The organism is Paraburkholderia sp. PAMB 6770, from assembly GCF_057748135.1.
On record NZ_CM173239.1, the window covers coordinates 2,065,788 to 2,089,613 of the forward strand.

Genomic DNA, 23,826 nt, shown 5'->3' on the forward strand with positions numbered 1-23,826 from the left:
TTCAGTGAATCCGAAGTGAATCCGGGATCGACCCGGGGTCGATCCGGAAGTGACGGTGCCGCGTCAGCCCCTGGCCGGCGCAAGGTCCTTCACGTCGACCGGCCGCGCCTGCATCTGCAGATGCAGGCGTTCGCCGGTATACGGCGTATGGCGCCGCACGACGTCCATGTTCAGCTCGACGCCGAGGCCCGGTTCGCGCGACGGAATGATGTAGCCGTCCTCCCAGCGCAGCGGCGTCTTCAGCACCTCGGCGTGAAAGCCGCCCCAGGTGCCGATGCTTTCCTGAATCAGGAAGTTCGGCGTGCACGCGGCCAGCTGGATGCTCGCGGCCGCGCCCACCGGGCCGTTGTACAGATGCGGTGCGATCTGCGCGTAATAGACCTCCGCGATGCTCGCCACCTTCTTCGCTTCGAGCAGGCCGCCGACGCGCCCGACGTTCAGTTGCAGGATCGATGCGCCGCCGGCTTCGAGCAGCTTGAAGAATTCGTACTTCGTGGTGAGGCGCTCGCCCGCCGCGACCGGAATGCTCGTGTGCGCGGCGACCTGTGCCATCGCGCGTTCCTGGCCCGGCGGCACCGGTTCCTCGAACCACAGCGGATCGTATTTTTCGAGCCGTTTGGCGAGCCGGATGGCCGACGACGGCGCCATCTGCCCATGCGTGCCGAACAGCATGTCGGCGTGGCTGCCGACGGCCTCGCGCACCTTGCGGCAGAACGTCTCGCAGCGATCGAGCACCGCCAGCGACAGCTGGTGCCCCGAGTACGCGGTATATGGCCCGGCCGGATCGAACTTGACCGCGGTAAAGCCGCGCCGGACGTTGTCCGCCGCGCATTCGGCGGCGAGGTCCGCGTCGTCGTAGTCGTACTCGCCGCGGCTGTTGCGCGGGTACAGGTACGTGTACGAGCGCAGCCGCTCGTGCACCATGCCGCCGAGCAGTTCGTAGACCGGCTTGCCGGCCGCCTTGCCGATGATGTCCCAGCACGCCATTTCGAGCCCGCTCACCACGCCCATCATCGTCAGGTCCGGGCGCTGCGTGAAGCCGCTCGAATACGCTTCGCGCCACAGCCGCTCGATGTGGTGCGGGTCGCGCTCGAGCAGGTAGCGGCTGAACACGTCTTCGATGATATGGGTCATGGCCTGCGGGTGAAACGTCGCGGAATAGATTTCCCCGACGCCCTCGATCCCGCACGCGGTTTTCAGCTTCACGAAGGTCCAGTACATGCCGCCGTGATGCGGCGGCGGGACGGCGACAATATGCGTTTCGAGCGATACGACTTTCATTTACACCCCTTTTTTCTTGTTGAGCAGGCGCCGCAGCACCAGCGCGGCGACGCCGCCGAGCAGCGCGACCGCGGCCACATAGCCGAAATACAGCTGGTATCCGGCGACGCCCGGATACGTCTGCGTCAGATAGCCGTTGAGAAGCGGCAGGAATACGTCGGGCGAATAGCCGAGCACGGAGATCAGCCCGATCGCGAGCCCGGTGGTCTGCGCCGGCACGTTGCAATGGTCGAGCAGCGACCAGTACAGGCCGCGGATCGCATAGGTCAGGATGCCGATGAACAGCACGAGGAACACCAGCGCGAGATGGCTGCCGAGATGCGGCGCGGCGATCAGCGCGAGCAGCGACAGCGCCGCGAGAAACAGCGCGAGCGCCAGCACCGACGTCTTCTGGAAACGGTCGCCGGCAAAGCCGCCGCCGATGCCGCCCAGCGGGCGCATCCACAGCTTGAGCGTCGTGATCGTGCCGGCCATCACCACGGACAGGCCGATCGCGCCCTCGTGCAGATAGGCGGAGAAGCTGTAGGTCGCCCAGAACACCTGATAGCCGCAGAACACGATCGCCGCGACGAGCCACAGTTCCGGAATGGCCGCGAGTGCGCGCAGTTCGACCAGCACGTTGCGCGCTGGCCGCTCCGTGCGGCGGGCGGCCTGCGCCGCGCACGCCTGCGTGTCCGCCCGCGCGTCGCGGATCAGCGCGAGCAGCACCCCGAGCGCGATGCACAGGCACGCGTACAGATAGACGACCAGCCGGAAGCCGGTGGCCACCGCGCCGCCGCGCGTCTGCGTGGCCCATGCGAACAGCGAGATCGCGATCGTCGCGAGCAGCGCCTCGACGAGCCCGCGGCCGCCGTCGAGAAAACCGAAGAAGCGCCCCTGCTCGTCGTGGCGCGCGATCATGCTGACGCGCTTGATGACCGCGGCCCAGAACGTGAGCCCGGTGGTCAGCCCCCAGCCGCCGTAGATCGCCATCAGGCATTCGAACGACGGCGCGGTGGAGTACCACAGCCCGAGCACGCCGGTGGCGATCAGCGAAAAGCAGATCAGCAGGCGCGGCGCGATGCGGTCCGCGAGCCAGCCGCTCGGCAGGTAGCTCAGCAGGAAAATCGTGCCGAGCGACGAGTACAGGTAGCCGAGCTGGCTGTCGGTGATGTGGAACACCGCGAGCATCGTCGGCTGGTAGACCTGCCGCAGATAGAGAATCGGGTAGATCGCCCCGGCGGCGATCACCAGCAGCAGTAGCTGCAGATAGCGATGCCGGCTCTGGCCGGCCTGCGCCGCGGCCTCCCCGGCCGCGGCGGCGGGGACGTCGAACGATACGGGTTTGGACGACACGGCGTGCTCCTCGGAGACGCACGCGGCCGAGCCTGCCGGCGCGGCGCCCGTGCGTTGTCTCCCATCTGGTTATTGTGTGGCGGCGCGCGGACGGCGCGCCGCGCAACGCGTCAGTACTTCATCACCACGAGGCGGGTCTGCGTGAATTCGAGCATGCCGTGCTTGCCGTCGTCGCCGCCCAGACCGGAGCGCTTCCAGCCTGCGTGGTAGCCCTGGTAAGGGTCGGCCGGGGTGCGGTTCACGTACAGCTCACCCGCTTCGATCGCGTTGGCGACTTTCATGGCCGTGCGGTAGTTCTCGGTGAAGAGCACCGAGGCGAGGCCGAACTGGTGATCGTTGGCCATGGCGAGCGCCTCGTCCAGGGTGCGATAGGACACCACCGGCAGGATCGGACCGAAGGTTTCCTCGCGGATGATCTCCATGTCCTGGCGGCAGTTCGACAGCAGCGTCGGCGGGTAGAAAAAGCCCTTGCCTTCCGGCAGCCGGCCGCCGGTTTCGAGCTTCGCGCCGGCGACGACCGCGCGCTCGACCATCGCATGAATCGCACGGCGCGCGGCGTCGCTGACGAGCGGGCCCATCCGCGCCGGATCCCCGGCGCGATCGCCGAACGGCACCGCGCCCATGTGTTGCCGCAGCAATGCGACAAAGCGCTCATGCACGCTCTCGTGCACGTACACGCGCTCGATCGCCGTGCACAGTTGCCCGCAATGCGTGGTTCTGGACGCGACGAGCGCACGCGCCGCGGCTTCGAGGTCCGCATCGGGCTCGATGATCGCGGGCGTCTTGCCGCCGAGTTCCAGCGACGGCTTCGCGATGTTCGCCTGGCAGTATTCGAGCACCTTGCGGCCGGCGCCGACGCTGCCCGTCAGCGTGATCATGCCGACCGCCGGGTGCGTGCAGAGCGCCTCGGCGCTCGCATGACTCATCGCGAGAATGTTGATCACGCCGGCCGGCACCCCTGCTTTCGCGATGGCCCGCGCCATCTCGAACGCCGAGCCCGGCGTATGGTTGCTCGGCCGCACCACCACCGTGTTGCCGGTGATCAGCGCCGGCGCGACCTTGCGCATCAGCGTGTAGACCGGGTAGTTGAACGGGATCAGGCAGGCCACGACGCCGATCGGCTCGCGGTGCAGCACGAGGTTTTCGTCGGGCGAATCGCTCGGAATCACCTCGCCTTCGATGCGGCGCGCCCATTGCGCGTGATAGCGCGTGATTTCGGCCGCATAGACGGCTTCCGCGGTGGCATCCGCGACGCTCTTGCCGGATTCCGCCGCGAGCGCCGCGCCGATTGCGGGCGCCGCTTCGGCGAGCGCGTCGGCGATGCGGTGCAGGCACGCGGCGCGCTCGACCGACGTCAGCCGGCGCCATGCCTTCTGCGCGGCGGCCGCGGCCTCGACCGCGGCGATCGCCTCGTCGCGCGACGCGGCCGACACATGGCCGACCAGCGCTTCGGTCGCCGGATTGCAGATGGGAATGCATTCGTCGCTAGCGGGTTCGACGAACTGGCCGTTGATGAAATTCCGATCGAGTCGCATGGTCCTTTACCAGAAGACGTCGCGCATCCGCGCGTTGCCGGCGACGAAGGGCGTCGTCCGCCGGCGCATGGACAGCATTCTTTCCTGTGCGACGATCGGTCACAAGCGACTATTTTTTCTGATTAACATTCATAAAACGCATGTTCTGGAAAATTTCTGGTGGCGCACCGAGGTAATCCGAAATGGCCAAGATGACCATTCCTACAGGGACAGGGGAGAATGACGGCGTATGCGTGACTGGATGTCGCGCCTACCGGATTCACGCCGAGATACGCAAAAAAGTCATGCTCCAAGGCGTCGAAAGCCGCATCCGGAAACACGCCGGACGCGGCCGCGCCAGCAAGCAAAACGCCCGCCACGCGCCGGCACGAGCCGGCGGGGCGGGCGCCAGGAACCGGCGCGCAGCGCGCCGGTTCCTCCGGACCAGGCCGGCGTGCGGCGTTCAGCCCGCGTGCGCGTGCGCGGTCGCGTTCGCGGCGCGCTGGCCGATCGGGAGCACTTCGTGTCCGTGCGCTTCGTTGATGATTTCCGCCGCCGACAGGTAGAACGCGAGCGCCGCCGTCAACAGCCCCATGTAGCCGCCCGCCATGTGCAGCAGCGCGGAGCTCGCCCACTCGCCGGCCGCCAGCAGGAAGAAGGTGATCCACAGCGCGAGGAAAATCGCCTGCAGCGCCTTCGGCGAGCGGAACGTGCCGATCCACATGTAGAACGTGAACACGCCCCACAGCGCCAGATACCAGCCGACGAACGAGGCCGGCACCTTGTCGTGCAGGAATAGCACGAACAGCGCAAACGACCACCAGAACGCGCCGTAGCTCAGGAAGGCGGTCGCGCCGAAGGTATTGCCGCGCGGCAGCTCCATCACGCCCGCAATCGCCTGGGCCGTGCCGCCGTACGCGAGCGCGCATGCGAGCACGAGGTCCATGCCGGCGCCGGAGAACCAGCCGGCGTTGATCATGCTCAGGAGCCACGTGGTCAGCGCAAAACCGGCGAGACCCAGCGGCGCGGGATTCGAGTACTTCTTTGCTTCGTTCGCTGTGCTCATTACTGTCTCCTTGATGATGGGATCGAGGTCCCGTTGGTCAGGTAGCGTGCGTTGCCGCTACGGTTACGTCGCTTTTGTCAGTTGTTCGAGAATCGCCGGATTCTCCAGCGTCGACACGTCCTGGGTGATCGCCTCGCCGCGCGCGAGCGAGCGCAGCAGCCGCCGCATGATCTTCCCCGAGCGCGTCTTCGGCAGGTTCTCGCCGAACCGGATGTCCTTCGGCTTCGCGATCGGCCCGATCTCCTTGCCCACCCACGCCCGCAGCTCGCTCGCGATGCGCGCCGCCTCCTCCCCTTCCGGCCGCGCCCGCTTGAGCACCACGAACGCGCACACCGCCTCGCCCGTCGTCTCGTCCGGGCGTCCCACCACCGCCGCCTCCGCCACCAGCTCGTTGGCCACCAGCGCCGACTCGATCTCCATCGTCCCCAGCCGGTGGCCCGACACGTTCAGCACGTCGTCGATGCGGCCCATGATCGTGAAGTACCCCGTCTCCCGGTCGCGCACCGCACCGTCCCCCGCCAGGTACAGCCGCCCCCCCAGCTCCGCCGGGAAGTAGCTCTTCACGTAACGCTGCGGATCCCCCCACACCGTGCGCAGCATCGACGGCCACGGCCGCCGGATCACCAGTATCCCCCCCTGGCCGTCCGGCACCTCCTGACCCGTCTCGTCCACCACCGCCGCCATGATCCCCGGCAGCGGCAGCGTGCACGAGCCCGGCACCAGCGGCGTCGCCCCCGGCAGCGGCGTGATCATGTGCCCCCCCGTCTCCGTCTGCCACCACGTGTCCACCACCGGGCAGCGCCCGCCTCCCACGTGACGGTGGTACCACACCCACGCCTCCGGGTTGATCGGCTCGCCCACCGTGCCGATCACCCGCAGCGAGCTCAGGTCGTAGCGCTGCGGATGCACCTTCGCATCCGCCTCCGCCATCTTGATCAGCGAGCGGATCGCCGTCGGCGCCGTGTAGAACAGCGTCACCCCGTGACGCTCGATCATCTGCCAGAACCGCCCCGCGTCCGGGTACGTCGGCACCCCCTCGAACACCACCTGCGTCGCCCCCAGCGTCAGCGGCCCGTACGCAATGTAGCTGTGACCCGTGATCCACCCGATGTCCGCCGTGCACCAGAACACGTCCTCAGGCTTCCAGTCGAACGTCCACTTCAGCGTCTGCGCCGTCCACAGCAGATACCCCCCCGTGCTGTGCTGCACCCCCTTCGGCTTGCCCGTCGAGCCCGACGTGTACAGGATGAACAGCGGATGCTCCGCCTCCACCCACTCCGGCGCGCACTGCCCCGACTCCTGCTCCGCCAGCTCGTGCATCCAGTGATCGCGCCCCACCTGCCAGCCCACCGTCCCCCCCGTGCGCCGGTACACGATCACGTCCTTCACCGCCTCGCACCCGCCCAGCGCCAGCGCCTCGTCCGCGATCGCCTTCAGCGGCAGCGCGCGGCCGCCGCGCATCTGCTCGTCGGCCGTCACCAGCGCCACCGCCCCCACGTCCACGATCCGCTCGTTCAGCGACTTCGACGAGAACCCCCCGAACACCACCGAGTGCGTCGCCCCGATGCGCGCGCACGCCTGCATCGCCACGATCCCCTCCACCGACATCGGCATGTAGATCACCACCCGGTCGCCCTTCTTCACCCCGCGCCGCTTCAGCGCGTTCGCAAACCGGCTCACCCGCTCCAGCAACTGCGCATACGTGACGTTCGTCACCGTCCCGTCGTCCGCCTCGAACACCAGCGCCACCCGCTCGCCATGCCCCGCCTCCACGTGACGGTCCAGGCTGTTGTACGACGCGTTCAGCCGCCCGTCCCCGAACCACCGGTAAAACGGCGCATCCGTCTCGTCCAGCACCTGCGTGAACGGCGCATGCCAGCTCAGCGCCTCGCGCGCCAGACGCCCCCAGAATCCTTCGTAGTCACGCTCCGCTTCCGATACCAGCGCGCGGTATGCGTCCATGCCGGAAATGGCCGCGGCTTGTGCAAGCGCGGCGGGCGGGTCGAAATGGCGGTGTTCGTGCAGCAACGACTCCAACATGGCTTGTCTCCTTTATGGCGACGGGCGTCGCGACAGGTCGGGTTTTTATGTATTACGCGGCCGCAGGCGGCGCAGGGCGCGAATCCACCCCTTCTTTATTGTTAGTCCGGCTTGCTTACCTGAAACTTACGCGGCAAAGGCGCGCGGAATGGGGGAGTGGGCAGACTCACGGAAAGCGAGGTGCGCTCGCATACTCCTGCGAGCTGGATGACGGCTGTGCGAGGTATTTCGCCAACCTGCGGGGCTCGGCCTGGACGCGTACGGCAATACGCCAAAGCAGAATGTCTTCTGTGAAACGTCCATTTTCTAGCCACCGGTATAAAGCCCCTTATATGAAATCTGCCCAAACATAAAAGCAAATCCCACCGCATCCTGCAACCCTTCGTTCACCCCACCCATGATCAACGCCGCAGGAGCATTACGAATTGCCAAACCGATCAAATCCGGCTTTACCATGCCCAAAACAAGAAGATCCGGATGAATTCCAGGAAGCATGAACGATCCCGTTCCACCCAGCAAATAACCGGCTGCACCTTCGAGACAGATTGTCCCGCCCTCAAGAATTTTTGGGTCGGCAAGATCCGGATTTTTAAAAGAATCTGTTAAATAAAGCCATCCCCTGCTTGTAAAATCGGCCGTGGATCCCGCTCCACTCCATTCGTCGCCCTTCACGATGACCTTGGGAAGGGAAAATCTTGAAATTCTCATCATTGACGAAAAACTGCGAGATATGCCGATTCCAAAACCGCCATAGGTATACTCATGTCCCTGGCCCGCTGCCTCCCGCCGGTCTCGGGCCCCTCTCTCGACAGGGCCCCCGCGACTCGACGATTCGCGATGCCCGCCTAACCGGCCGCCAAAGCAAGCGCGCCGGCGCGGTCCGCCACCCGCGGCTCCCCGTGCAGCCGCGCCCCGATCGACGTCTGCGTCACCTCGCCCAGCAAGCGCGCCTGCCCGTCCAGCACCGGGATCCACGACACGCCATGCTGGTAGAGCCGCGACAGCACCGTGCGCAGGTTGTCCTCCGGCGACGCCGCCGCCACAAGCGCGGCGAGCCGCTCGCCGCAGCAGCCCGTCGCGTCGCGCGCCGCCCGGCGCCCGACGTAGCCGAGCACCTGCTGTGCGTCGCCGAGCACGATCACGTGATCGCTGTCGGCGTCGTCCATCGCCGCGAGCGCGTGCGCAAGCGGCGTATCCGCGCGCGCGGTCGGCGCCGGCGCGACCGCGTCGCCCGCCCGCACCAGCAGCAGGCGCCTGAGCGTGCTGTCCTCGCCGACGAAGCGCGCGACGAATCCGTCGACTGGTTGCGCGAGCAACGTATCCGGGGGCGCGTACTGCACGAGCCGGCCCTGGCGAAACACCGCGATCCGGTCGCCGAGCCGGATCGCCTCGTCGATGTCGTGGCTCACCATGATCACCGTCTTGTTCAGCTGGCGCTGCATTTCGAAGAACTCGTTCTGGATCGATTCGCGATTGACCGGATCGACGGCGCCGAACGGCTCGTCCATCAGCAGCACCGGCGGATCGGCGGCGAGCGCGCGAATCACGCCGATCCGCTGTTGCTGCCCGCCCGACAGCTCGCGCGGATAGCGCTTCAGATAGCGCTTCGGGTCGAGCGCGACCATCGCCATCAGTTCCGCCGCGCGCTGCGCGCAGCGCTTGCGGTCCCAGCCCAGCAGCCGCGGCACGATGGTCACGTTCTCCTCGATCGTCATGTTCGGAAACAGCCCGATCTGCTGGATCACATAGCCGATCCGCCTGCGCAGGTCCACCTCGTCGAGCGACGCCGTGTCCTCGCCGCCGATCAGCACGCGTCCCGACGACGGCGCGACGAGCCGGTTGATCATCTTCAGCGTCGTGGTCTTGCCGCAGCCCGAGGGGCCGAGAAACACGCAGATTTCGCCGGCCGGCACCGACAGGCTCACCGCATCGACCGCGCGCACGATCTGTCCGTCTTTTTGCGTAAATGTCTTGCTTAGCGTATCGAGTTCGATCATGTCCGTTTCACTCCTTCCGACGTCAATGCGCGTTGCAGCGCCTGCAGCAGCAGGTCGGCCACCATCGCGAGAAGGCTGACGAGCGCGGCGCCCACCAGCAGTTTCATCATGCTGCTCTGGCCGATCGCACGCAGGATCAGCGTACCGAGCCCGCCCGCGCCAATCACGGCCGCTACCGTCATCACGCCGATATTCATCACGACCGCGACCCGCACGCCGGCGAGGATGACGGGCACCGCGAGCGGCAGTTCCACCCGCCGCAGCTGCTGCCAGGACGTCATCCCGAGGCCCGCGCCGGCTTCCCGGAGGCTCGCGTCGACCTGGCCCAGCGCAACGTGTGTGTTGCGCATGACCGGCAGCAGCGAATACAAAAACACCGCCGTCACCGCGGGCAGCGCGCCGATCCCGTGGCCGATCCGCGAGAAGAGCGGAATCATCAGCCCGAACAGCGCAATCGAGGGCAGCGTGAGAATCACCGTCGCCACACCGAGCAGCGGCGCCGCGAGCCACGGGTGGCGGCTCATCAGCACGCCGAGCGGCACCCCCACGACAATCGCGCTGCCCACCGCCATGCCGACGAGTCCGATATGCTGCAGCGTCAGGTGCAAGAGCAGCGGCCAGCTCGACGACAGATAATCGAATACGTTCATGCGTTTCTCCTTCAGGGCAGCGGATGCGCGCGCAGGAACGCGGCGGCCACCGCCTGCACCGGCTCGCCGTCGAGGTCGACGGCCTTGTTCATTTTCTGCATCACGTCGTTGTTCAGCACAGCAGACAATGCATCGAGCTGCGCGGCCAGCTTCGGATTGCGCGCGAGCACCGCTTCGCGCACCACCGGGGTGGCGTTGTACGGCGGGAAGAAGTGCCGGTCGTCGTCGAGCGCGACGATGCCGAAGCCCTTCACGCGGCCATCGGTCGTGTAGACGAGGCCGATCTTCAACTGCCCATGATGCAGCGCCGTGTAGACGAGGCCCGGATCCATCTGCCGCAACTGGGCGCGGCCGAAGTGCATCCCATAGGTCGCGAGCAGCGGCTTCAGTCCGTCAGGACGGTTCGCGAATTCGGCGTCCATGCCGAACACGTCGTCGCGGGCGTCGGGGTCGTGCGCGAGATAGGCGGCGAGCTGCGAGATGGTGCGGATACCGGTGCGCTGCGCGAAGCGCCCCGGCACGCCGAGCGCGTAGGTATCGTTCAGCGGCGAAGCGGCCAGCCAGACCAGGCCGCGCGGCGCGTCGAGCGCCTTCACGCGTGCATACATCTGCTGCGGCGAGAGCTTCTCGCCGATCCTGTCATAGACCAGCGCGGCGGTGCCGGTGTAGTCCCACATCAGATCGACCTGGCCGTTGCGCAGCGCGCTGCGCAGCAGCGTACTGCCGAGCCCCGCATGCACTTCGACCGTATAGCCGCGCGCGCGCAGATACTGCGCGGTAATTTCCGCGAGCACGTATTGCTCGGTGAAATTCTTCGCGCCGAGCACGATCGTCGTTGCCCAGGCCGGCGTGCAAAGCGCCGCGAGGAGCGCCCCGCATGCCGCCACGCGCGCGAGACGCCGCGCGCGGCCGGCGGCACGCTCCAGATGCCCTATCAGGATGGACCTCAGCGCGCGCATCATGCCGGCACCCCGTGGCGAGCGAGCCATTGACGCGAGCCGAGCGCGACGAGCATATCGAGCGCCAGCGCAACCATCGCGGTGGCCGCTGCCCCCATCAGCAGCAGCGTATCGTTGTCGAGATAGATGCCCGGAAAAATCAGCGAGCCGAGACTGTCGGCGCCGATCAGATACGCGAGCGGCGCCGTGCCGACATTGATCGCCAGCGCCGTGCGCACGCCGCCGACGATGACCGGCATCGCATTCGGCAACTCGACGCGCAGCAGCGCCTGCCCGCCGGTCATGCCGATCCCGCGTGCGGCCTCGCACAGCGCAGGCGGTACGTTCTTCACCCCCTCGCAGGTGTTGCGCACGATCGGCAGCAGCGATGCGAGAAACAGCGCGGCAATGGCCGGCGCGTCGCCGATGCCGAACAGGCCGAGCGCGATCGCGAGCACCGCAAGCGACGGCACCGTGTTGCCGATATTGAAGAGCTGCATCAGCAGCCCGGCCTGCCGCCGCAGCGCAGGCCGGCTCAGCAGCACGCCGGCCGGGATGCCGACAGCGAGCGCGAGCGCCATCGAATCGCCGACCAGCAGCAATTGCCGCCCGGTGTAGTACGCGAGATCGCCTGCATGGCTTTTCAACGCAGCGACGCCGATCCCCTCCGTCAGCGCCCACGCGAGTCCGGCAAGCGCGACCGGTATCCCGATCAGCCGGACAGTACGCGTTCTCATCATGATGACCCTCCTGTTCGATGGAATGTGCAGGACACTCCGGGAAGGACACAGGACGCTTCGCGACGGACCGCGAAGACCGGACGAACCCGCGACAGGGCAAACGGAAACAGGATTCCGCGGACCGGCGACGATGCTCGCGCGCAGGCGGGTACGCGAACCTCTGACGGTTCGGCACGCATACGCGTGAACGCACGGGCGTTCCTCTGACCTTCATGCCCTGCGCGAAAACGCGAAGGCACCGGAGCAAGGCACCGCCTTGCGGCGGCAGGATTGCGGAGCAGGCGAACCGCTCCGCAGGGACCGGAGGTCCCGTTTGATGAGGCGACGACAAACACACGACCGCTTGCAAAAGCGGGGCAGCGCGTCGCACTACGTGGCTTGGATCATAATGTGATTAAAACGTGAGAATTGTAACGTGAATCGGCACGTCGGTCCAGCCGCACGCGCATTTATGCCGCATTTTCCGTGCAATCGGTCATATCCGACTTTTAAGTCGCATTCCTGATTAAATCCAGAAAGTAAAATTTTTCCACTGGTTTTCCCGGTGACCAGACATCGCCGCGCGGCACCGCGCGCTGCACGGCCAAACAGGCCTCGTTTTAAGCCTCGCTTAAGAAAAGCCCTCTACGCTGCCCCCTCCTTGACCGGTCGCGCAGCGCGGGCCGGGGCCCCGTTTCTCCGGTATCGACTACATGGCTTTTCGTGCATTGACCGCGACGCCCCGCATGGCGGGCGCCGCGATCGTGGCGGCAGCAATCGGATCGGCCTGCTTCGTGTGGGCGATGCGCGAGCCCGTCTCTCCCGCAACGGACGATCCCGCGCCGTTGACCTCCCCGCCCTTGCAGACTGACGCGCCGGCCAACGCGAGCGCCGCCCCCGCAGCGCCCTCAGCACCGCTCGCCTCCGCGACCCACGTGGCCGCCGCGCCCGCGCGACTGACGGTCGAGAATGCAGTCATTACGCGCAGCTTTGCGGATGCCGCGCAGCGGCTCGGCATCGACGCCGCCACGACGCTCACGCTGTCGCACGCGTTCGCGGACCAGCTCGACTTCCGGCGCGACCTGCCGCCGGGCAGCACGATCCGCTTCGTGTTTCGCGCGCGCTCGCCGCGCGGCGCAACAGGCCGCGCAACGCACGCCGCACACCCGCCGCGGCCGGTCGCCGTGCGCATCTCCACCGGCACGGCCGACCACACGGTGTTCCTCTACCGCAACCTGGCGGGCAAGGCCTTCTACTACGCGCCCGACGGTCGCCGTCATGCGGCATCGTTCAGACGCTATCCGCTGCGCTTCACCCGCGTCTCGTCGCCGTTCTCGAAGCGGCGCTTCGATCCGTTCACGCACCGCTGGGCCGCCCATGAGGGCGTCGATCTGGCGGCGCCCTCCGGCACGCCGGTCCATGCGACCGCGCGCGGCGTCGTCACGTTTGCCGGCTGGCAAACCGGATACGGCCGGGTGGTCGAGATGAAAAACGTCGGACCGTATTCGACCACCTTCGCTCACCTGTCGCGACTCGCACCGCACCTGAGAGCCGGCAGCCGCGTGCGGCAAGGGCAGGTGATCGGCTACGTCGGCGCCACCGGATGGGCCACCGGCCCGCATCTGCACTACGAGGTGCACGTGAACGGCGTGCCGCGCAATCCGCTGACGGTGGCGCTGCCGCAAAGCGATCCGCTGCGCGGCGCCGACAAGCGGCGCTTCGCGCAGCAGGTCGAGCAACTCGACGCGTTGCTGTGATGGGCCGCGCCGCATGACGCGCGAAATTGCACACCGCGGACAGATGGTATAGGGTTGCAACTCCGCATTCGCCCGCGCTGTTCCATGACACACCTTCCTCCGTGGCTGCGCCGCGTTGTCACATCGCTCGGACCGCACGGCTATCTGGCCATTCTCGTCGCGCTCGATGCAGCGTTGATCGTCCAGCCGGCGCTCGCGCGCATGGGGCCCGTCTGGCATGGCGACTGGCTGGTCGACGCCTGGCGCTTCGTCGACACGTCGGCGCTGATCGTGCTGCCGCGGCTGGTGGTTGGCGGCGGGCTCGCGACGATGACGCTCGGCCTCGTGCTGCGCGCCCGCGTCGCCTGGGTCCTGACGCTGCTGCTGCTCGCCGGCGCGGCGGCCATCGATGCGACCGCCGGCTACCGCGGCCATCTCGTGCTCGCGTTCACGGTCGTGCTGGTCGCGCTGCTCGTCTACGAGTGGCGGCACTTCGATCGCACGAGCATCGCCGCCAGCGGCCTGTTCGCGTTTCTCGCCATCGTGTCGCTGCTGATCTATTCGGTATTCGGCACGCTCTATTTCGGCGACGGCTTCGCGCCGCCCGTGCGCGACCTCGCGACCGCCGCGTACTTCTCGATCGTGTCGATGTCGACGGTCGGCTACGGCGACATCGTGCCGCATTCGAGCGCGGCGCGGCTGTTCACCGTATCGATGATCGTGTTCGGCATCACCGTGTTCGCGACGTCGATCAGCGCGATCATCGGCCCGGTCGTCGGCGGCAATCTCAAACGGATCGTCAAGGGAGGCATTTCGAACGTGATCCGCAAGAACCATTATCTGATCATCGGCGCGACGCCTGTCGCGCTGAGCGTCTACACCGGGCTGCACAAGCGCGGCTATCCGATCACGGTGATCGTCCCGCCGAACATCGAGCACAGCTATCCGCGCGAAGCGGATCTGGTCGTCGGCGACGCGACCGACCCCACGACGCTCGGCCACGCGGGCGCCACCACTGCGCGTGCGGTACTGATCATGCGCTCGGACGACGCGGAGAACGCGTTCATCGTGCTGGCGATCAAGGAGCTTGCGCCGGACGTGCGCACCATCGCGCTCGTGAACCAGCAGCGCAACCTGCAGCGGCTCAAGCTGCTGAAGCCGGACGTGGTGTTCTCGCCGCAGCAGCTGGCGGGCGAACTGCTCGCCAGTTCGCTCAGCAACGAGACGATCGACAACGACGTCATCGCGCAACTGCTGTTCGGCGCGACGCAACCGCGCTGAGCGCGGACGGAATACGCGGCGCCTACGCGCACTCGATGCGGTTGCGCCCGTTCTTTTTCGCGCGATACAGCGCGAGATCGCTGCGCGACAGCGCGGATTCGACGTTCGGGTCGGCCGGCGTCAGCGGCGCGATGCCGATGCTGACCGTCAGCACGATCGGCCGCTCGCCGTCGACGAGCGGCGCCTCGGCGATGCGCCGCTGGATGCGGCGCGCAATCGCATAGGCGGCGCTCACGTCCGCGGCGCGCAGCAGCACCGCGAACTCCTCGCCGCCGATGCGTCCCGCGAAGTCGCCGGCGCGCAGATGCGCATGCAGGATGTCGGCGAAATGCCGCAGCGCGCGGTCGCCGATCGCATGGCCGAACTGGTCGTTGATCGACTTGAAGAAATCGAGGTCGCACATCAGCACCGCCGCCGCCACGCCATCCGCGCGCCGCAGCGCCGCCAGTTCCGCCTCCATCTGACGCATGAAATGACGGCGGTTGGGCAGGCGCGTCAGCGCGTCGATGGTGGCGAACTCGTGCAGTTCGGCCTCGATGCGCTTGCGCTCGGTGGCGTCGGTGATGAAGCCGTGCCAGACGGTGCTGCCGTCCGCGAGCCGCTGCGGCTTTGCGTCGCCCTGGCGCCGGCACAGCCCCTGGCGCGGCAGCACGACGCGGTATTCGAGGTGCCACGGCGCGAGCTGCGTGGCCGATGCGTCGAGCGACGCGCGATAGAGCGCGAGATCCTCCGGATGGATGCGCTGCTCGACGAGCGTGGCGTCGTCGGCAAGCTGCGCGGGCACGAGTTCATAGATGTCGGCGACGTTCGCGCTCGCATAGGGAAACAACGCGCGGCCGTCGGGCAGCAGCCGGTACTGGAACACGAGGCCCGGCACTTCGTTGGTCAGGTTCGTGACGAGCTGGGCGGTCTCGCGCAGCGCATCGGACATCTTGCGCAGCGACGTGATGTCCGTGGTCGTGCCGATCATGCGCAGCGCGCGCCCTTCGGCGTCGCGGCTCACGACCTTGCCGCGGCTGCAGATCCATTTGTAGCTGCCGTCCTTGCAGCGGATCCGGTGCTCGACTTCGTAGCCGTCCGTGCGGCCGTCGAAATGCGCCTGCATCGCGGCTTTCACGTAGTCGCGATCGTCCGGGTGCAGGCGCTGATAGGCCTCTTCGATACGGTCGGACAACTCGTCCGGCCGGTAGCCGAGCAGCGCCTTCCAGCCGCTCGAATAACGGATCTCCCCGCTGACGACGTCGCGATCCCACACGCCCGTGCCGCTGCCGGCAATCGCCAGCGACAGCAGCCGCTCGCGCGCGCGCAGCCCCGCGAGTTCCGCGTCGTGCCACGCGCGCTCGGCGACGGCCTGTGCGAGCCCGGCGGCGGCGAGCGCGAGATCGTCGAGCGCGGCGCGCGCCGCGCCGTCAAAGAGACGCGGCGCCGGATCGGCCAGCACCAGGCACGCGCCGCGCTCGCCCGACGGCGTGCGCAGCGGCCAGCAGGCGAGAAACCGCAGCGGCGGCGCGGGCCGCTGCTGCAGCCAGCCCGGCTCGGCGTGCAGGTCGGCGATGAAAAACGGCTGCTGCACCGCGTCGAACGCACCGTCGCAACGCAGCGCGAGGAGCGCGTCACGCACGGCCGCTTCCGTGTGCGCGCCCGCGGCCGGCATGTCGCGCGCGCCGGGCAGCACGAGCGCCGCCGCCACGCCGAACTGCCGCAGCGCCAGCCGCATCAGTGCGCCGAGCGCCGCCGCCGGCCCGTCCGCCGGCGCCTCGCACGAGGCGGGCAGCGCGCCGCGCGACGCCTGCGAAGCGGCCTGTGACGCGGCCTGCGAGGCGGTCTGTGAGGCGGTCTGTGAGGCGGCGGTAGTCGGCGTTCCGGACATGCGGATACTCGGAAAAACGGGCAGAAAAGGTGCGAGCGAGTATACGCCGCCACCGCCCAAACCGGTACGACAAAACCCGCTTATGCCCAGCCCGCGCGGACGACGGCGCCGCGCGCCGGGGTCACGCGGGACGGCGCGCGTCGCGCCGCACCGCCTGCGGCGGCAAGCCGAACCCGCGCACGAACGCCGCGCGCAGATGACGGCGGTCGCGAAAGCCGGTTTCGCGCGCCACCACGTCGAGCGGATGACGGCTTTGCTCGATCATCAGACGCGCCGCCTCGAGCCTGAGCCCCTCGACCGCCTTCGCGGGCGACTGGCCGGTCTCGCGGGTGAACACCCGGCTGAACTGACGGGGGCTCAGATGGGCCGACGCCGCGAGTTCGTCGACGCTCAGCGCGCGGCCCAGGTTCTTGCGCGCATAGTCGAGCGCGGTCTGGATCCGGTCGGATTTGGGCGCGAGATCGAGCATTTCCGAATGCTGCGACTGGCCGCCCGAGCGCCGCTGATGCATCACGAGCTTGTGCGCGACCGAGCGCGCGAGCGCCTCGCCCAGATCGCTTTCGACCATCGCGAGCGCCAGATCGAAGCCGGCCGTCATCCCCGCGGAGGTCCAGACCGGCCCGTCCACCACATAGATGCGGTCCGCCTCGACCTGCACGTCCGGATAGCGCTCGCGCAACGCGGCCGCGAACGCCCAGTGCGTGGTGGCGCGCCGCCCGCCGAGCAGCCCGGCCTCGGCGAGCACAAAGCCGCCGGTGCAGATGCCGGCCACGCGCCGCGCGCGGCCGGCCGCGCGGCGCAGGAACGCACGCAGCGCAGCCGGCGACGGCGCGGCGAGCGGGTCGTTCACGCCCGCGACGATCCATGTATCGACCGCCGCGCGCCCTCGCGCCGCGCGCGTGCCGACGCTCACGCCCAGCGACGAATGCACGTCGCCCCCCGCGAGCGAGTAACTGCACGGCGCGTAGAACGGCTCGCCCGCGACGACGTTCGCATACTCGAACACGGACTGCGTGGCGAGCGCCATGATCTGAAAGCCGTCGCTCAGCAGATAACCGACCCGGTGCACGTTTTGCCTCCCGAACCCTGATGTCCTGAAAGATGACCTTATACGTCATTTCCGCCATCGTCAAATCCGGCCAGAATGCCTCTACGGATTCAGGTAATCCAGTCAACCTCATCAGGAGCGCAATCATGACCCAGGTATCCGGGGGCACGGCCCTCATCACCGGCGCGTCGTCCGGCATCGGCGCAGTCTACGCGCAGCGGCTCGCACGCCGCGGCTACGATCTCGTGCTGGTCGCGCGCGATGCGGCGCGGCTCGCGGCGCTGGCCGGGCGCATCCGCAGCGAAACAGGGCGCGACGTCGCGGTGCAGGTCGCGGACCTGAACACGCGTGCCGGCGTGCAAGGCGTCGAAGCCCGCCTGCGGGACGACGCGCGCATCACGCTGCTCGTCAACAACGCGGGCATCGGCACGCACACGCCGCTCGTCGACAGCGACGTCGAGCAGATGGAGCGCATGATCGGCCTGAACGTCACCGCGCTCACGCGTCTCACGTATGCGGCGGTGCCCGGTTTCGTCGCGCGCGGCCGCGGCGCGGTGATCAACATTGCGTCGATCGTCGGCATCGCGCCCGAGATGCTGAACGGAGTCTATGGCGGCACCAAGGCGTTCGTCCTCGCGTTCAGCCAGTCGCTGCATCACGAACTCGCCGCCCAGGGCATCCGCATCCAGGCGGTGCTGCCCGGCGCCACCGCCACCGCATTCTGGGAAACCGGCGGCCTGCCGCTCGAACACCTCGACAGCCGCATCGTGATGTCCGCCGAGGACATGGTGGATGCCGCGCTGGTCGGCTTCGAACGCGGCGAGACCGTCACGATTCCGGCGCTGGCCGACGCCGCGCAATGGGACGCCTTCGAAGCGGCCCGCCAGGCGATGTCCGGCAACCTGTCGAGCAACGTCGCAGCCGCGCGGTATCGCGCGCCGGCGTGACGGTATGCGGTTCCGACGGGGTGTGAGCGCGCGGGACCGCCCGCGGGCGGTTCAGCGCGCGAAGCGCTGCCGGTAGAGCTGCGGCGTGATGTCGAGCACGCGCACGAAACTGCGCCGCATCGTGTCCTCGCCGCCGAAGCCGCAGCGCGCCGCGATCCGTTTGAGCGGCCACGCGGTTTCGTCGAGCAGACGCTGGGCGGCCTCGACCCTCAACTGCTCGACCATCCGCGCGGGCGTGCGCCCCGTTTCGGCGCGGTAGTGGCGCACGAAACTGCGCTCGCTCATCTGCACGCGCGCGGCCAGCGCCGGCACCGCCAGGTCCGCCCTGAGATTGTCCGCGATCCACGCGTGCAGCGCGCCGAAGCGCTCGGCCGCGTGCTGGACGGACAGCAGCGCGCTGAACTGCGCCTGCCCGCCGGGCCGCTTCAGGAACACCACCAGATCGCGGGCGACGTCGAGCGCCAGCGCGCGCCCGAGGTCGTCCTCGACGAGCGCCAGCGCGAGATCGATGCCGGCCGTCACGCCGGCGGACGTCCAGACGTCCCCGTCGCGCACGAAGATCGGATCGACGTCGACGCTCACGCGCGGGTAGCGCTGCGCGAGCGCCGCGCAATGCGCCCAGTGCGTGACGGCCCGGCGTCCGTCGAGCACACCCGCCTCGGCGAGCAGGAACGCCCCCGAGCAGACCGATGCGAGACGCCGCACGCGGCCGGCCTGGCGGCCGATCCACGCGACGAGCGCGCGGTTGCGCGCCGCCGCATGCACGCCCTGCCCACCCGCGACGATCAGCGTGTCCGCTGCGCGGCCCCCCGCGCGCAGGCCATGCGCGTGCACCGCGACGCCCGCCGACGTCGTCACGAGCCCCGCCTCGGCCGCGATCACGCGCGGCACGTAAGGCCGCGCGCCGCCGCGCGCCGCCGCGCATTCGTTCGCGGACGCGAAGACCTGCAGCGGACCGGTCACGTCGAGCAGTTGCGCGCCGGGAAACGCGAGCACGTGGATCGGCCGGAGCGGGACGGCAGGGTGTGGGGCGGCGGGCATGGTTGTGGCGGAAACTGTCTGCGATATGGCGTTTTCGCCACACGGTACGCCGCTAGAATCGATTTGTCCATCATGCATCGCGCGCCGCGCGGTGCCTCTCGCGAGGTCCTCTCATGACAGTGCAAATCGGCTTTCTGGTATTCCCCGGCGTGCAGCAGCTCGATCTGACCGGCCCCCACGACGTGCTGGCGTCGCTGCCCGGCGCGACGGTGCGGCTGATCTGGAAAACGCGCGAGCCCGTCGTCTCCAGCAGCGGCCTCGTGCTGACGCCCACCGACACCTACGACGACTGCGCGGCGCTCGACGTCATTTGCGTGCCGGGCGGCACGGGCGTCACCGACCTGTTGCAGGATGCGCCGACGCTCGCATTCGTGCGCCGCCAGGCCGCCCGCGCGCGCTACGTGACCTCGGTCTGCACGGGCGCGCTGCTGCTCGGCGCGGCGGGTCTGCTGCGCGGGCGGCGCGCGACGACCCACTGGGCCTTTCACGCGCTGCTGGCGCCGCTGGGTGCGATCCCCGTGCGCGAGCGCGTGGTCCGCGACGGCAACCTGATCACCGGCGGCGGCGTGACGGCGGGCATCGATTTCGCACTGACCGTCGCCGCCGAGTTGCAGGGCGAAGACACGGCGCAGGCAATCCAGCTCGAACTGGAATACGCGCCCGCGCCGCCGTTCGACGCGGGCAGCCCCGACACGGCGCCCCGCCCGATCGTCGAACGGGTCATGCAGGACGCGTCGGAAAGTATCGAGCGGCGCCGGCGGGTGGTGATGCAGATCGCCGCAACCCTGCCGGGCTGAGCCCGCTCAGGCCGGGCGGCGCGCGCCGGGCAGCGCCGTCACGGCCGGCGCGCTTGCGCGGTCGCGCACAGATCCACGGCGAGCGCCACCGCCAATGCGAGCGCGCCGATCGCGAACAGCAGCCGGTAGTCGCCGCCGCTCCTGACGAACAGAAACGACAGCCCGTAGGCCGCGCCCGCCTGCAGCACCGCGAAACTGGTCGTGGCGCGGCTCCACGCCCCCTTCGCCGCCGAAGGATGATGCGCGAGCAGTTCGTTCACGCGGCCGAGCACGAGCGGCACGATGCCCGGCGTAAATGCGCCCATCAGCACGCTCGACACCATCAGGCCCGCCGGCCCCACCGGGAGCGCCGGCAGCGCGGCCGCCACGATCTGGATCAGATACGCCATTCGCAATGCACGGCCGAAGCCTGCGCGGTCGGCCAGATGTCCGCTCGCGAGCGGCCCCACGATCGCGCCCAGGCCGTACAGCACCCAGTACTGCGCACCGGCCTCCACACCCTTGCCCAGGCCGCGCGCGACGAAGTCCACCAGAAAGATCATGTGCGGCACGAGGCCGACCGCATTCAGCCCGTATTCCGCGTAGAGGGCACGCAGACCCGCCACCCGCTGCGTCCGTGCCTGCGTCGCGTGCGCGGGCGCGCCCGCCCGAGAGGGCGCATCGTGCGACGCCTGCTGCGCCGGCCAGCCGTTCCATGCGATCAGCGTGAGCAGCAGCGAGACCGTCGCCAGTCCGAGCCACGTCGACGCGAGGCCTTCGCGCAGCAGAATCGGCACGATCGTGCCGGATGCCGCAATCCCGAGGCCGATCCCGGTGAAGATGGCCCCGCTGGCAAAGCCGCGGCGCGCCGCCGGCACGTGCGCGAGCACGGTGGGAGCAGCCAGCACCATCAATGCGCCGCCCGCGAGCCCCGACGCGAAACGCCACAGGAAAAACCACAGGAACGACACCGGCACCGCGCAGGCCACGAAGGCGACGGTCGCGAGCAGCATCATTGCGCGCAGCACGTGGGCGGGCTGCGCGGCGCGCGCCATCGGCCCCGCCGCGAGCGCCCCGGCCAGGTAGCCGCCCAGATTCGCCGCGCCGAGATAGGCCGCCGTCGCAGCCGGAAACCAGTGCGCGCCGATGATCGCCGGCAAAAGCGGCGTATACGCAAAACGCGCGAGGCCGATGCCGACGAGGCTCGCACTCGCACCCGCCACGGTCGCCCGCCACACGTTGGCGGGCGTCGCGCGCGTCGACGCATTCATAACCGCATGCTGCATGATCGCTCCCGCAAGCCGCTACCCGTCGGGTATCCGTTGATGACGGTACCCAGTCTAGGCCGGCGCGGGTCGCGCGAGAACGCACGCGCGACGGAAGTCATGCTTACGCGGCGCGTATCAATCGGCGTCGACACTCGCGCGGAACTGCGCAAAGCGTTCGCGCAGGCGCGGCACCGCAAAGTCGGCGAACGCGCGCACCTTGGGCACCGCGAGGCGTCCCTGCGGCGTGACCAGGTTGACCGGCAACGGCGCATGTTCGTTGTCGCGCAGCACGATCGTCAGCCGTCCGTTCCCGATTTCGTCCGCGACGTGATACGAAAACATCCGCGTCACGCCATGACCGGCAACCGCCGACGCCACCGCGCCGCGGATCGTGTTGATCACGAGGCGCGGCGAAAACTGCACGACCTGCGGCAGCGCGGCGGCGCCCGTCGCCGGAAAACTCCATGAATCGAGCCCGAAATGCGTCATCGAGACGATCGCGTGCCCGGCCAGATCCGCCGGCTGCCGGATCGCAGGATGCCGCGCCAGATAGTCGGGCGACGCGACGACCACGCGCCGCACTTCGCCCAGCGGAATCGCGACCAGCGTCGAGTCCGCGAGATGCGCAATGCGCAGCGCGACGTCGATCCCTTCGTCGACGAGGCTCACCGGACGGTCAAGCAGTTGCACGCGCACCGAAACGTTCGGATGGCGCTCGATGAACGCGTCGACGATCGGCCGCAGCACGTCCTCGCCGGCCGCCACCGGCGCGGTCAGCGTCAGCACGCCGCGCGGCGCGGCGCGCGCATCGGCCACGAGCAGGTCGGCTTCGTCGAGATCCGCGAGGATGCGCCGGCACGCCGACGCATACTGCTCGCCCGCCTCGCTCAGACGCAGCGTGCGCGTGGTGCGGTACAGCAGCGGGGTGCCGGTGTGCGCTTCGAGAAACGCAATCGCGCGGCTCACCGCCGCGGCCGAGCGGCCGAGCCGGCGGCCCGCGCGCGCGAGACTGCCTTCGTCGAGCGTCGCGACAAACACCTTCATGGCGTCGATCCGGTCCATAGGCTGTCCTGCGCGGCAAGAGCGGTGCGCTTGAGTCTACCGCAAGGGCGGCGCCGCGGCGCCGCGGCAGCGCGGCCCGGCGGGTATCTCTGCCGGCGATACCCGTATCAGAACAAAGCGCGCGTCGCGCGCGCGACGCGTTGCTACAGTAATCGCGCACATTACGCACAATCACGCACATACCGCACAGGAGAGTCGCGATGGAACAACTATCCGTGTTGAGGGCCTTCGTCGCGGCCGCGCAGCATCGCAGCTTCAGCAAGGCGGCCGACGCGCTCGGCGTCACCACCGGGTCGGTTTCGAAAGCGATCGCCCGGCTCGAAGCCAGCGTGCAGACGCGCCTGCTGCACCGGACGACGCGCTCGGTCACGCTGACCGAAGAAGCGCAAGCGTATTACCTGAGCTGCCGGCGTCTGCTCGAAGAGCTCGACGAGGCGCACCGCCTCATCATGCGCGAGCGCGAAGTGGAGGCCGGCAGGCTGCGCCTCGTCGTGCATCCGGTGCTGGCCGGCGACACGCTCTGCCGGCTTCTGGGCCGCTACCGGACGATCGCGCCGAACGTGAACCTCGGTGTGGCAATTCAGGAGAGCGCCGTCAACCTGTACGACGGGCGCGTCGACGTCGCGATCCTGCCGCCCGCGGGCGTCGGGCAATCGGCGGCGATCCGGCGCAGCCTGCTCCGCACGACGCGCGTGCTGGCAGCGGCGCCGCGCTACCTCGTCCGGCACGGCACGCCGAATCAGGCAGGCGAGCTGTCTTCCCACGTCCTGCTTCTGCCGTCGCAGCCGCAGCGGCCCGATGCGGATACGGTCACGCTGATTGTCCGCGGTGAGCCGCTGCCGATCACGCCGGCCTTGTCGATCGAGGGCAACGACGTGCTGCTGCGTTCGATCGCGCTCGGCGGCAGCGGCATCGCCGCGCTGCCCGAAGCGATGATCCGCGACGATCTCGCGGCCGGCAACCTCGTCCCCGTCCTGCCCGCATGCGAGGTCGCGGACGGCGCGATCGAACTGTGCCTGTTCTACGCACATCGCGCCCTGCTGCCTGCGCGCGTCAGGACGTTTGTCGATTTCTGCATGACGTTCTTTCGCGAACACGATCGCGCCGGCTTGCCGGGCGCTCCGACGCTGCCCGCCGGTGCATGCGCCGCCGATGCGCCCGCGCGACAGCGCGTGGCCGCCTGAGCGGCACCGCTGCGATCTTCCCCCGCTGAGTGCGCGCTGTGCGTCACGTGCGTCACGTGCGTCATGTGCGTCA

Annotated in this window: 20 protein-coding genes; 5 read left to right on the forward strand and 15 right to left on the reverse strand. The window is 68.7% G+C overall.

The window, feature by feature from the left end; translation table 11 throughout:
- Window positions 1–63 precede the first annotated feature (63 nt).
- The 10 genes from AC3AP7_RS26590 to AC3AP7_RS26635 all read right to left on the reverse strand — a co-directional run bounded on the left by AC3AP7_RS26590 (window position 64) and on the right by AC3AP7_RS26635 (window position 11,558).
- The gene (locus AC3AP7_RS26590) at window positions 64–1,281 is read right to left on the reverse strand and encodes a mandelate racemase/muconate lactonizing enzyme family protein (RefSeq protein WP_487363280.1); all 1,218 of its coding nucleotides are present in this window, start codon (window positions 1,279–1,281) and stop codon (window positions 64–66) included.
- Window positions 1,282–2,616, reverse strand: a complete 1,335-nt coding sequence (locus AC3AP7_RS26595; RefSeq protein ID WP_487363281.1) for an MFS transporter — start codon at window positions 2,614–2,616, stop codon at window positions 1,282–1,284.
- A gap of 110 nt (window positions 2,617–2,726) precedes the next feature.
- A complete protein-coding gene (gene aldA / locus AC3AP7_RS26600) occupies window positions 2,727–4,151 on the reverse strand; it encodes an aldehyde dehydrogenase (RefSeq protein WP_487363282.1) in 1,425 nt (474 codons plus the stop codon).
- Window positions 4,152–4,593: 442 nt separating this feature from the next.
- Window positions 4,594–5,196 (reverse strand): acetate uptake transporter, encoded by a 603-nt coding sequence (locus AC3AP7_RS26605; protein ID WP_487363284.1) that lies wholly within the window; start codon window positions 5,194–5,196, stop codon window positions 4,594–4,596.
- 63 nt (window positions 5,197–5,259) lie between these two features.
- On the reverse strand, window positions 5,260–7,236 hold the full coding sequence (gene acs, locus AC3AP7_RS26610) for an acetate--CoA ligase (RefSeq protein WP_487363285.1): 1,977 nt from the start codon (window positions 7,234–7,236) through the stop codon (window positions 5,260–5,262).
- 306 nt (window positions 7,237–7,542) lie between these two features.
- Window positions 7,543–7,947, reverse strand: a complete 405-nt coding sequence (locus tag AC3AP7_RS26615; protein WP_487363286.1) for a hypothetical protein — start codon at window positions 7,945–7,947, stop codon at window positions 7,543–7,545.
- A 134-nt stretch (window positions 7,948–8,081) separates the two neighbouring features.
- On the reverse strand, window positions 8,082–9,233 hold the full coding sequence (locus tag AC3AP7_RS26620; RefSeq protein ID WP_487363287.1) for an ABC transporter ATP-binding protein: 1,152 nt from the start codon (window positions 9,231–9,233) through the stop codon (window positions 8,082–8,084).
- Window positions 9,230–9,883, reverse strand: coding sequence for an ABC transporter permease (locus AC3AP7_RS26625; RefSeq protein ID WP_487363288.1), 654 nt, complete (start codon window positions 9,881–9,883; stop codon window positions 9,230–9,232). Before AC3AP7_RS26625 ends, AC3AP7_RS26620 begins: the two co-directional genes overlap by 4 nt.
- An 11-nt stretch (window positions 9,884–9,894) precedes the next feature.
- Window positions 9,895–10,845, reverse strand: coding sequence for a glycine betaine ABC transporter substrate-binding protein (locus AC3AP7_RS26630; RefSeq protein ID WP_487363289.1), 951 nt, complete (start codon window positions 10,843–10,845; stop codon window positions 9,895–9,897).
- Complete coding sequence (locus tag AC3AP7_RS26635) at window positions 10,842–11,558, reverse strand: ABC transporter permease (protein WP_487365031.1); 717 nt, start codon at window positions 11,556–11,558, stop codon at window positions 10,842–10,844. Before AC3AP7_RS26635 ends, AC3AP7_RS26630 begins: the two co-directional genes overlap by 4 nt.
- Window positions 11,559–12,253: 695 nt before the next feature.
- Between AC3AP7_RS26635 and AC3AP7_RS26640 the strand changes: the two genes are divergently transcribed.
- Both AC3AP7_RS26640 and kch read left to right on the forward strand, forming a co-directional pair.
- Window positions 12,254–13,297, forward strand: coding sequence for a M23 family metallopeptidase (locus AC3AP7_RS26640; protein ID WP_487363290.1), 1,044 nt, complete (start codon window positions 12,254–12,256; stop codon window positions 13,295–13,297).
- 84 nt (window positions 13,298–13,381) lie between these two features.
- On the forward strand, window positions 13,382–14,557 hold the full coding sequence (kch, locus tag AC3AP7_RS26645) for a voltage-gated potassium channel protein (protein ID WP_487363291.1): 1,176 nt from the start codon (window positions 13,382–13,384) through the stop codon (window positions 14,555–14,557).
- Between the two features lie 22 nt (window positions 14,558–14,579).
- On the opposite strand, the gene AC3AP7_RS26650 is transcribed toward kch, so the two are convergent.
- Together AC3AP7_RS26650 and AC3AP7_RS26655 are read right to left on the reverse strand one after the other, a co-directional pair.
- On the reverse strand, window positions 14,580–16,427 hold the full coding sequence (locus AC3AP7_RS26650; protein ID WP_487363292.1) for a sensor domain-containing diguanylate cyclase: 1,848 nt from the start codon (window positions 16,425–16,427) through the stop codon (window positions 14,580–14,582).
- 121 nt (window positions 16,428–16,548) lie between these two features.
- Complete coding sequence (locus AC3AP7_RS26655) at window positions 16,549–17,496, reverse strand: GlxA family transcriptional regulator (RefSeq protein ID WP_487363293.1); 948 nt, start codon at window positions 17,494–17,496, stop codon at window positions 16,549–16,551.
- A gap of 125 nt (window positions 17,497–17,621) precedes the next feature.
- Between AC3AP7_RS26655 and AC3AP7_RS26660 the strand changes: the two genes are divergently transcribed.
- The gene (locus AC3AP7_RS26660; RefSeq protein WP_487363294.1) at window positions 17,622–18,422 is read left to right on the forward strand and encodes an SDR family NAD(P)-dependent oxidoreductase; all 801 of its coding nucleotides are present in this window, start codon (window positions 17,622–17,624) and stop codon (window positions 18,420–18,422) included.
- A gap of 51 nt (window positions 18,423–18,473) precedes the next feature.
- Here the strand turns inward: AC3AP7_RS26660 and AC3AP7_RS26665 are convergent, their stop codons facing one another.
- Window positions 18,474–19,463 carry a GlxA family transcriptional regulator gene (locus AC3AP7_RS26665; protein ID WP_487363295.1) on the reverse strand — a complete coding sequence of 330 codons (990 nt, stop codon included), beginning with the start codon at window positions 19,461–19,463 and terminating at the stop codon, window positions 18,474–18,476.
- 113 nt (window positions 19,464–19,576) lie between these two features.
- Between AC3AP7_RS26665 and AC3AP7_RS26670 the strand changes: the two genes are divergently transcribed.
- Entirely contained in the window at window positions 19,577–20,260 is a 684-nt protein-coding gene (locus AC3AP7_RS26670; RefSeq protein WP_487363296.1) for a DJ-1/PfpI family protein, read from the forward strand.
- Between the two features lie 38 nt (window positions 20,261–20,298).
- On the opposite strand, the gene AC3AP7_RS26675 is transcribed toward AC3AP7_RS26670, so the two are convergent.
- Both AC3AP7_RS26675 and AC3AP7_RS26680 read right to left on the reverse strand, forming a co-directional pair.
- Window positions 20,299–21,525: a YbfB/YjiJ family MFS transporter gene (locus AC3AP7_RS26675; RefSeq protein WP_487363297.1), complete on the reverse strand. Its 1,227-nt coding sequence runs from the start codon at window positions 21,523–21,525 to the stop codon at window positions 20,299–20,301.
- Window positions 21,526–21,642: 117 nt separating this feature from the next.
- Window positions 21,643–22,569 (reverse strand): LysR family transcriptional regulator, encoded by a 927-nt coding sequence (locus AC3AP7_RS26680; protein WP_487363298.1) that lies wholly within the window; start codon window positions 22,567–22,569, stop codon window positions 21,643–21,645.
- A 200-nt stretch (window positions 22,570–22,769) separates the two neighbouring features.
- Between AC3AP7_RS26680 and AC3AP7_RS26685 the strand changes: the two genes are divergently transcribed.
- Window positions 22,770–23,753, forward strand: coding sequence for a LysR family transcriptional regulator (locus tag AC3AP7_RS26685; protein WP_487363299.1), 984 nt, complete (start codon window positions 22,770–22,772; stop codon window positions 23,751–23,753).
- Window positions 23,754–23,826 lie beyond the last annotated feature (73 nt).

What these genes read in the sequence shown, in the direction of transcription:
- AC3AP7_RS26615 (WP_487363286.1), bottom strand. Translation starts at nt 7,947, where the DNA reads ATGATGAGAATTTCAAGATTTTCCCTTCCCAAGGTCATCGTGAAGGGC.
- AC3AP7_RS26675 (WP_487363297.1), bottom strand. Translation starts at nt 21,525, where the DNA reads ATGCAGCATGCGGTTATGAATGCGTCGACGCGCGCGACGCCCGCCAAC.
- AC3AP7_RS26650 (WP_487363292.1), bottom strand. Translation starts at nt 16,427, where the DNA reads ATGTCCGGAACGCCGACTACCGCCGCCTCACAGACCGCCTCACAGACC.
- AC3AP7_RS26590 (WP_487363280.1), bottom strand. Translation starts at nt 1,281, where the DNA reads ATGAAAGTCGTATCGCTCGAAACGCATATTGTCGCCGTCCCGCCGCCG.
- aldA (WP_487363282.1), bottom strand. Translation starts at nt 4,151, where the DNA reads ATGCGACTCGATCGGAATTTCATCAACGGCCAGTTCGTCGAACCCGCT.
- acs (WP_487363285.1), bottom strand. Translation starts at nt 7,236, where the DNA reads ATGTTGGAGTCGTTGCTGCACGAACACCGCCATTTCGACCCGCCCGCC.
- AC3AP7_RS26635 (WP_487365031.1), bottom strand. Translation starts at nt 11,558, where the DNA reads ATGAGAACGCGTACTGTCCGGCTGATCGGGATACCGGTCGCGCTTGCC.
- AC3AP7_RS26620 (WP_487363287.1), bottom strand. Translation starts at nt 9,233, where the DNA reads ATGATCGAACTCGATACGCTAAGCAAGACATTTACGCAAAAAGACGGA.
- kch (WP_487363291.1), top strand. Translation starts at nt 13,382, where the DNA reads ATGACACACCTTCCTCCGTGGCTGCGCCGCGTTGTCACATCGCTCGGA.
- AC3AP7_RS26640 (WP_487363290.1), top strand. Translation starts at nt 12,254, where the DNA reads ATGGCTTTTCGTGCATTGACCGCGACGCCCCGCATGGCGGGCGCCGCG.
- AC3AP7_RS26630 (WP_487363289.1), bottom strand. Translation starts at nt 10,845, where the DNA reads ATGATGCGCGCGCTGAGGTCCATCCTGATAGGGCATCTGGAGCGTGCC.
- AC3AP7_RS26625 (WP_487363288.1), bottom strand. Translation starts at nt 9,883, where the DNA reads ATGAACGTATTCGATTATCTGTCGTCGAGCTGGCCGCTGCTCTTGCAC.
- AC3AP7_RS26665 (WP_487363295.1), bottom strand. Translation starts at nt 19,463, where the DNA reads ATGCCCGCCGCCCCACACCCTGCCGTCCCGCTCCGGCCGATCCACGTG.
- AC3AP7_RS26685 (WP_487363299.1), top strand. Translation starts at nt 22,770, where the DNA reads ATGGAACAACTATCCGTGTTGAGGGCCTTCGTCGCGGCCGCGCAGCAT.
- AC3AP7_RS26670 (WP_487363296.1), top strand. Translation starts at nt 19,577, where the DNA reads ATGACAGTGCAAATCGGCTTTCTGGTATTCCCCGGCGTGCAGCAGCTC.
- AC3AP7_RS26660 (WP_487363294.1), top strand. Translation starts at nt 17,622, where the DNA reads ATGACCCAGGTATCCGGGGGCACGGCCCTCATCACCGGCGCGTCGTCC.
- AC3AP7_RS26605 (WP_487363284.1), bottom strand. Translation starts at nt 5,196, where the DNA reads ATGAGCACAGCGAACGAAGCAAAGAAGTACTCGAATCCCGCGCCGCTG.
- AC3AP7_RS26680 (WP_487363298.1), bottom strand. Translation starts at nt 22,569, where the DNA reads ATGGACCGGATCGACGCCATGAAGGTGTTTGTCGCGACGCTCGACGAA.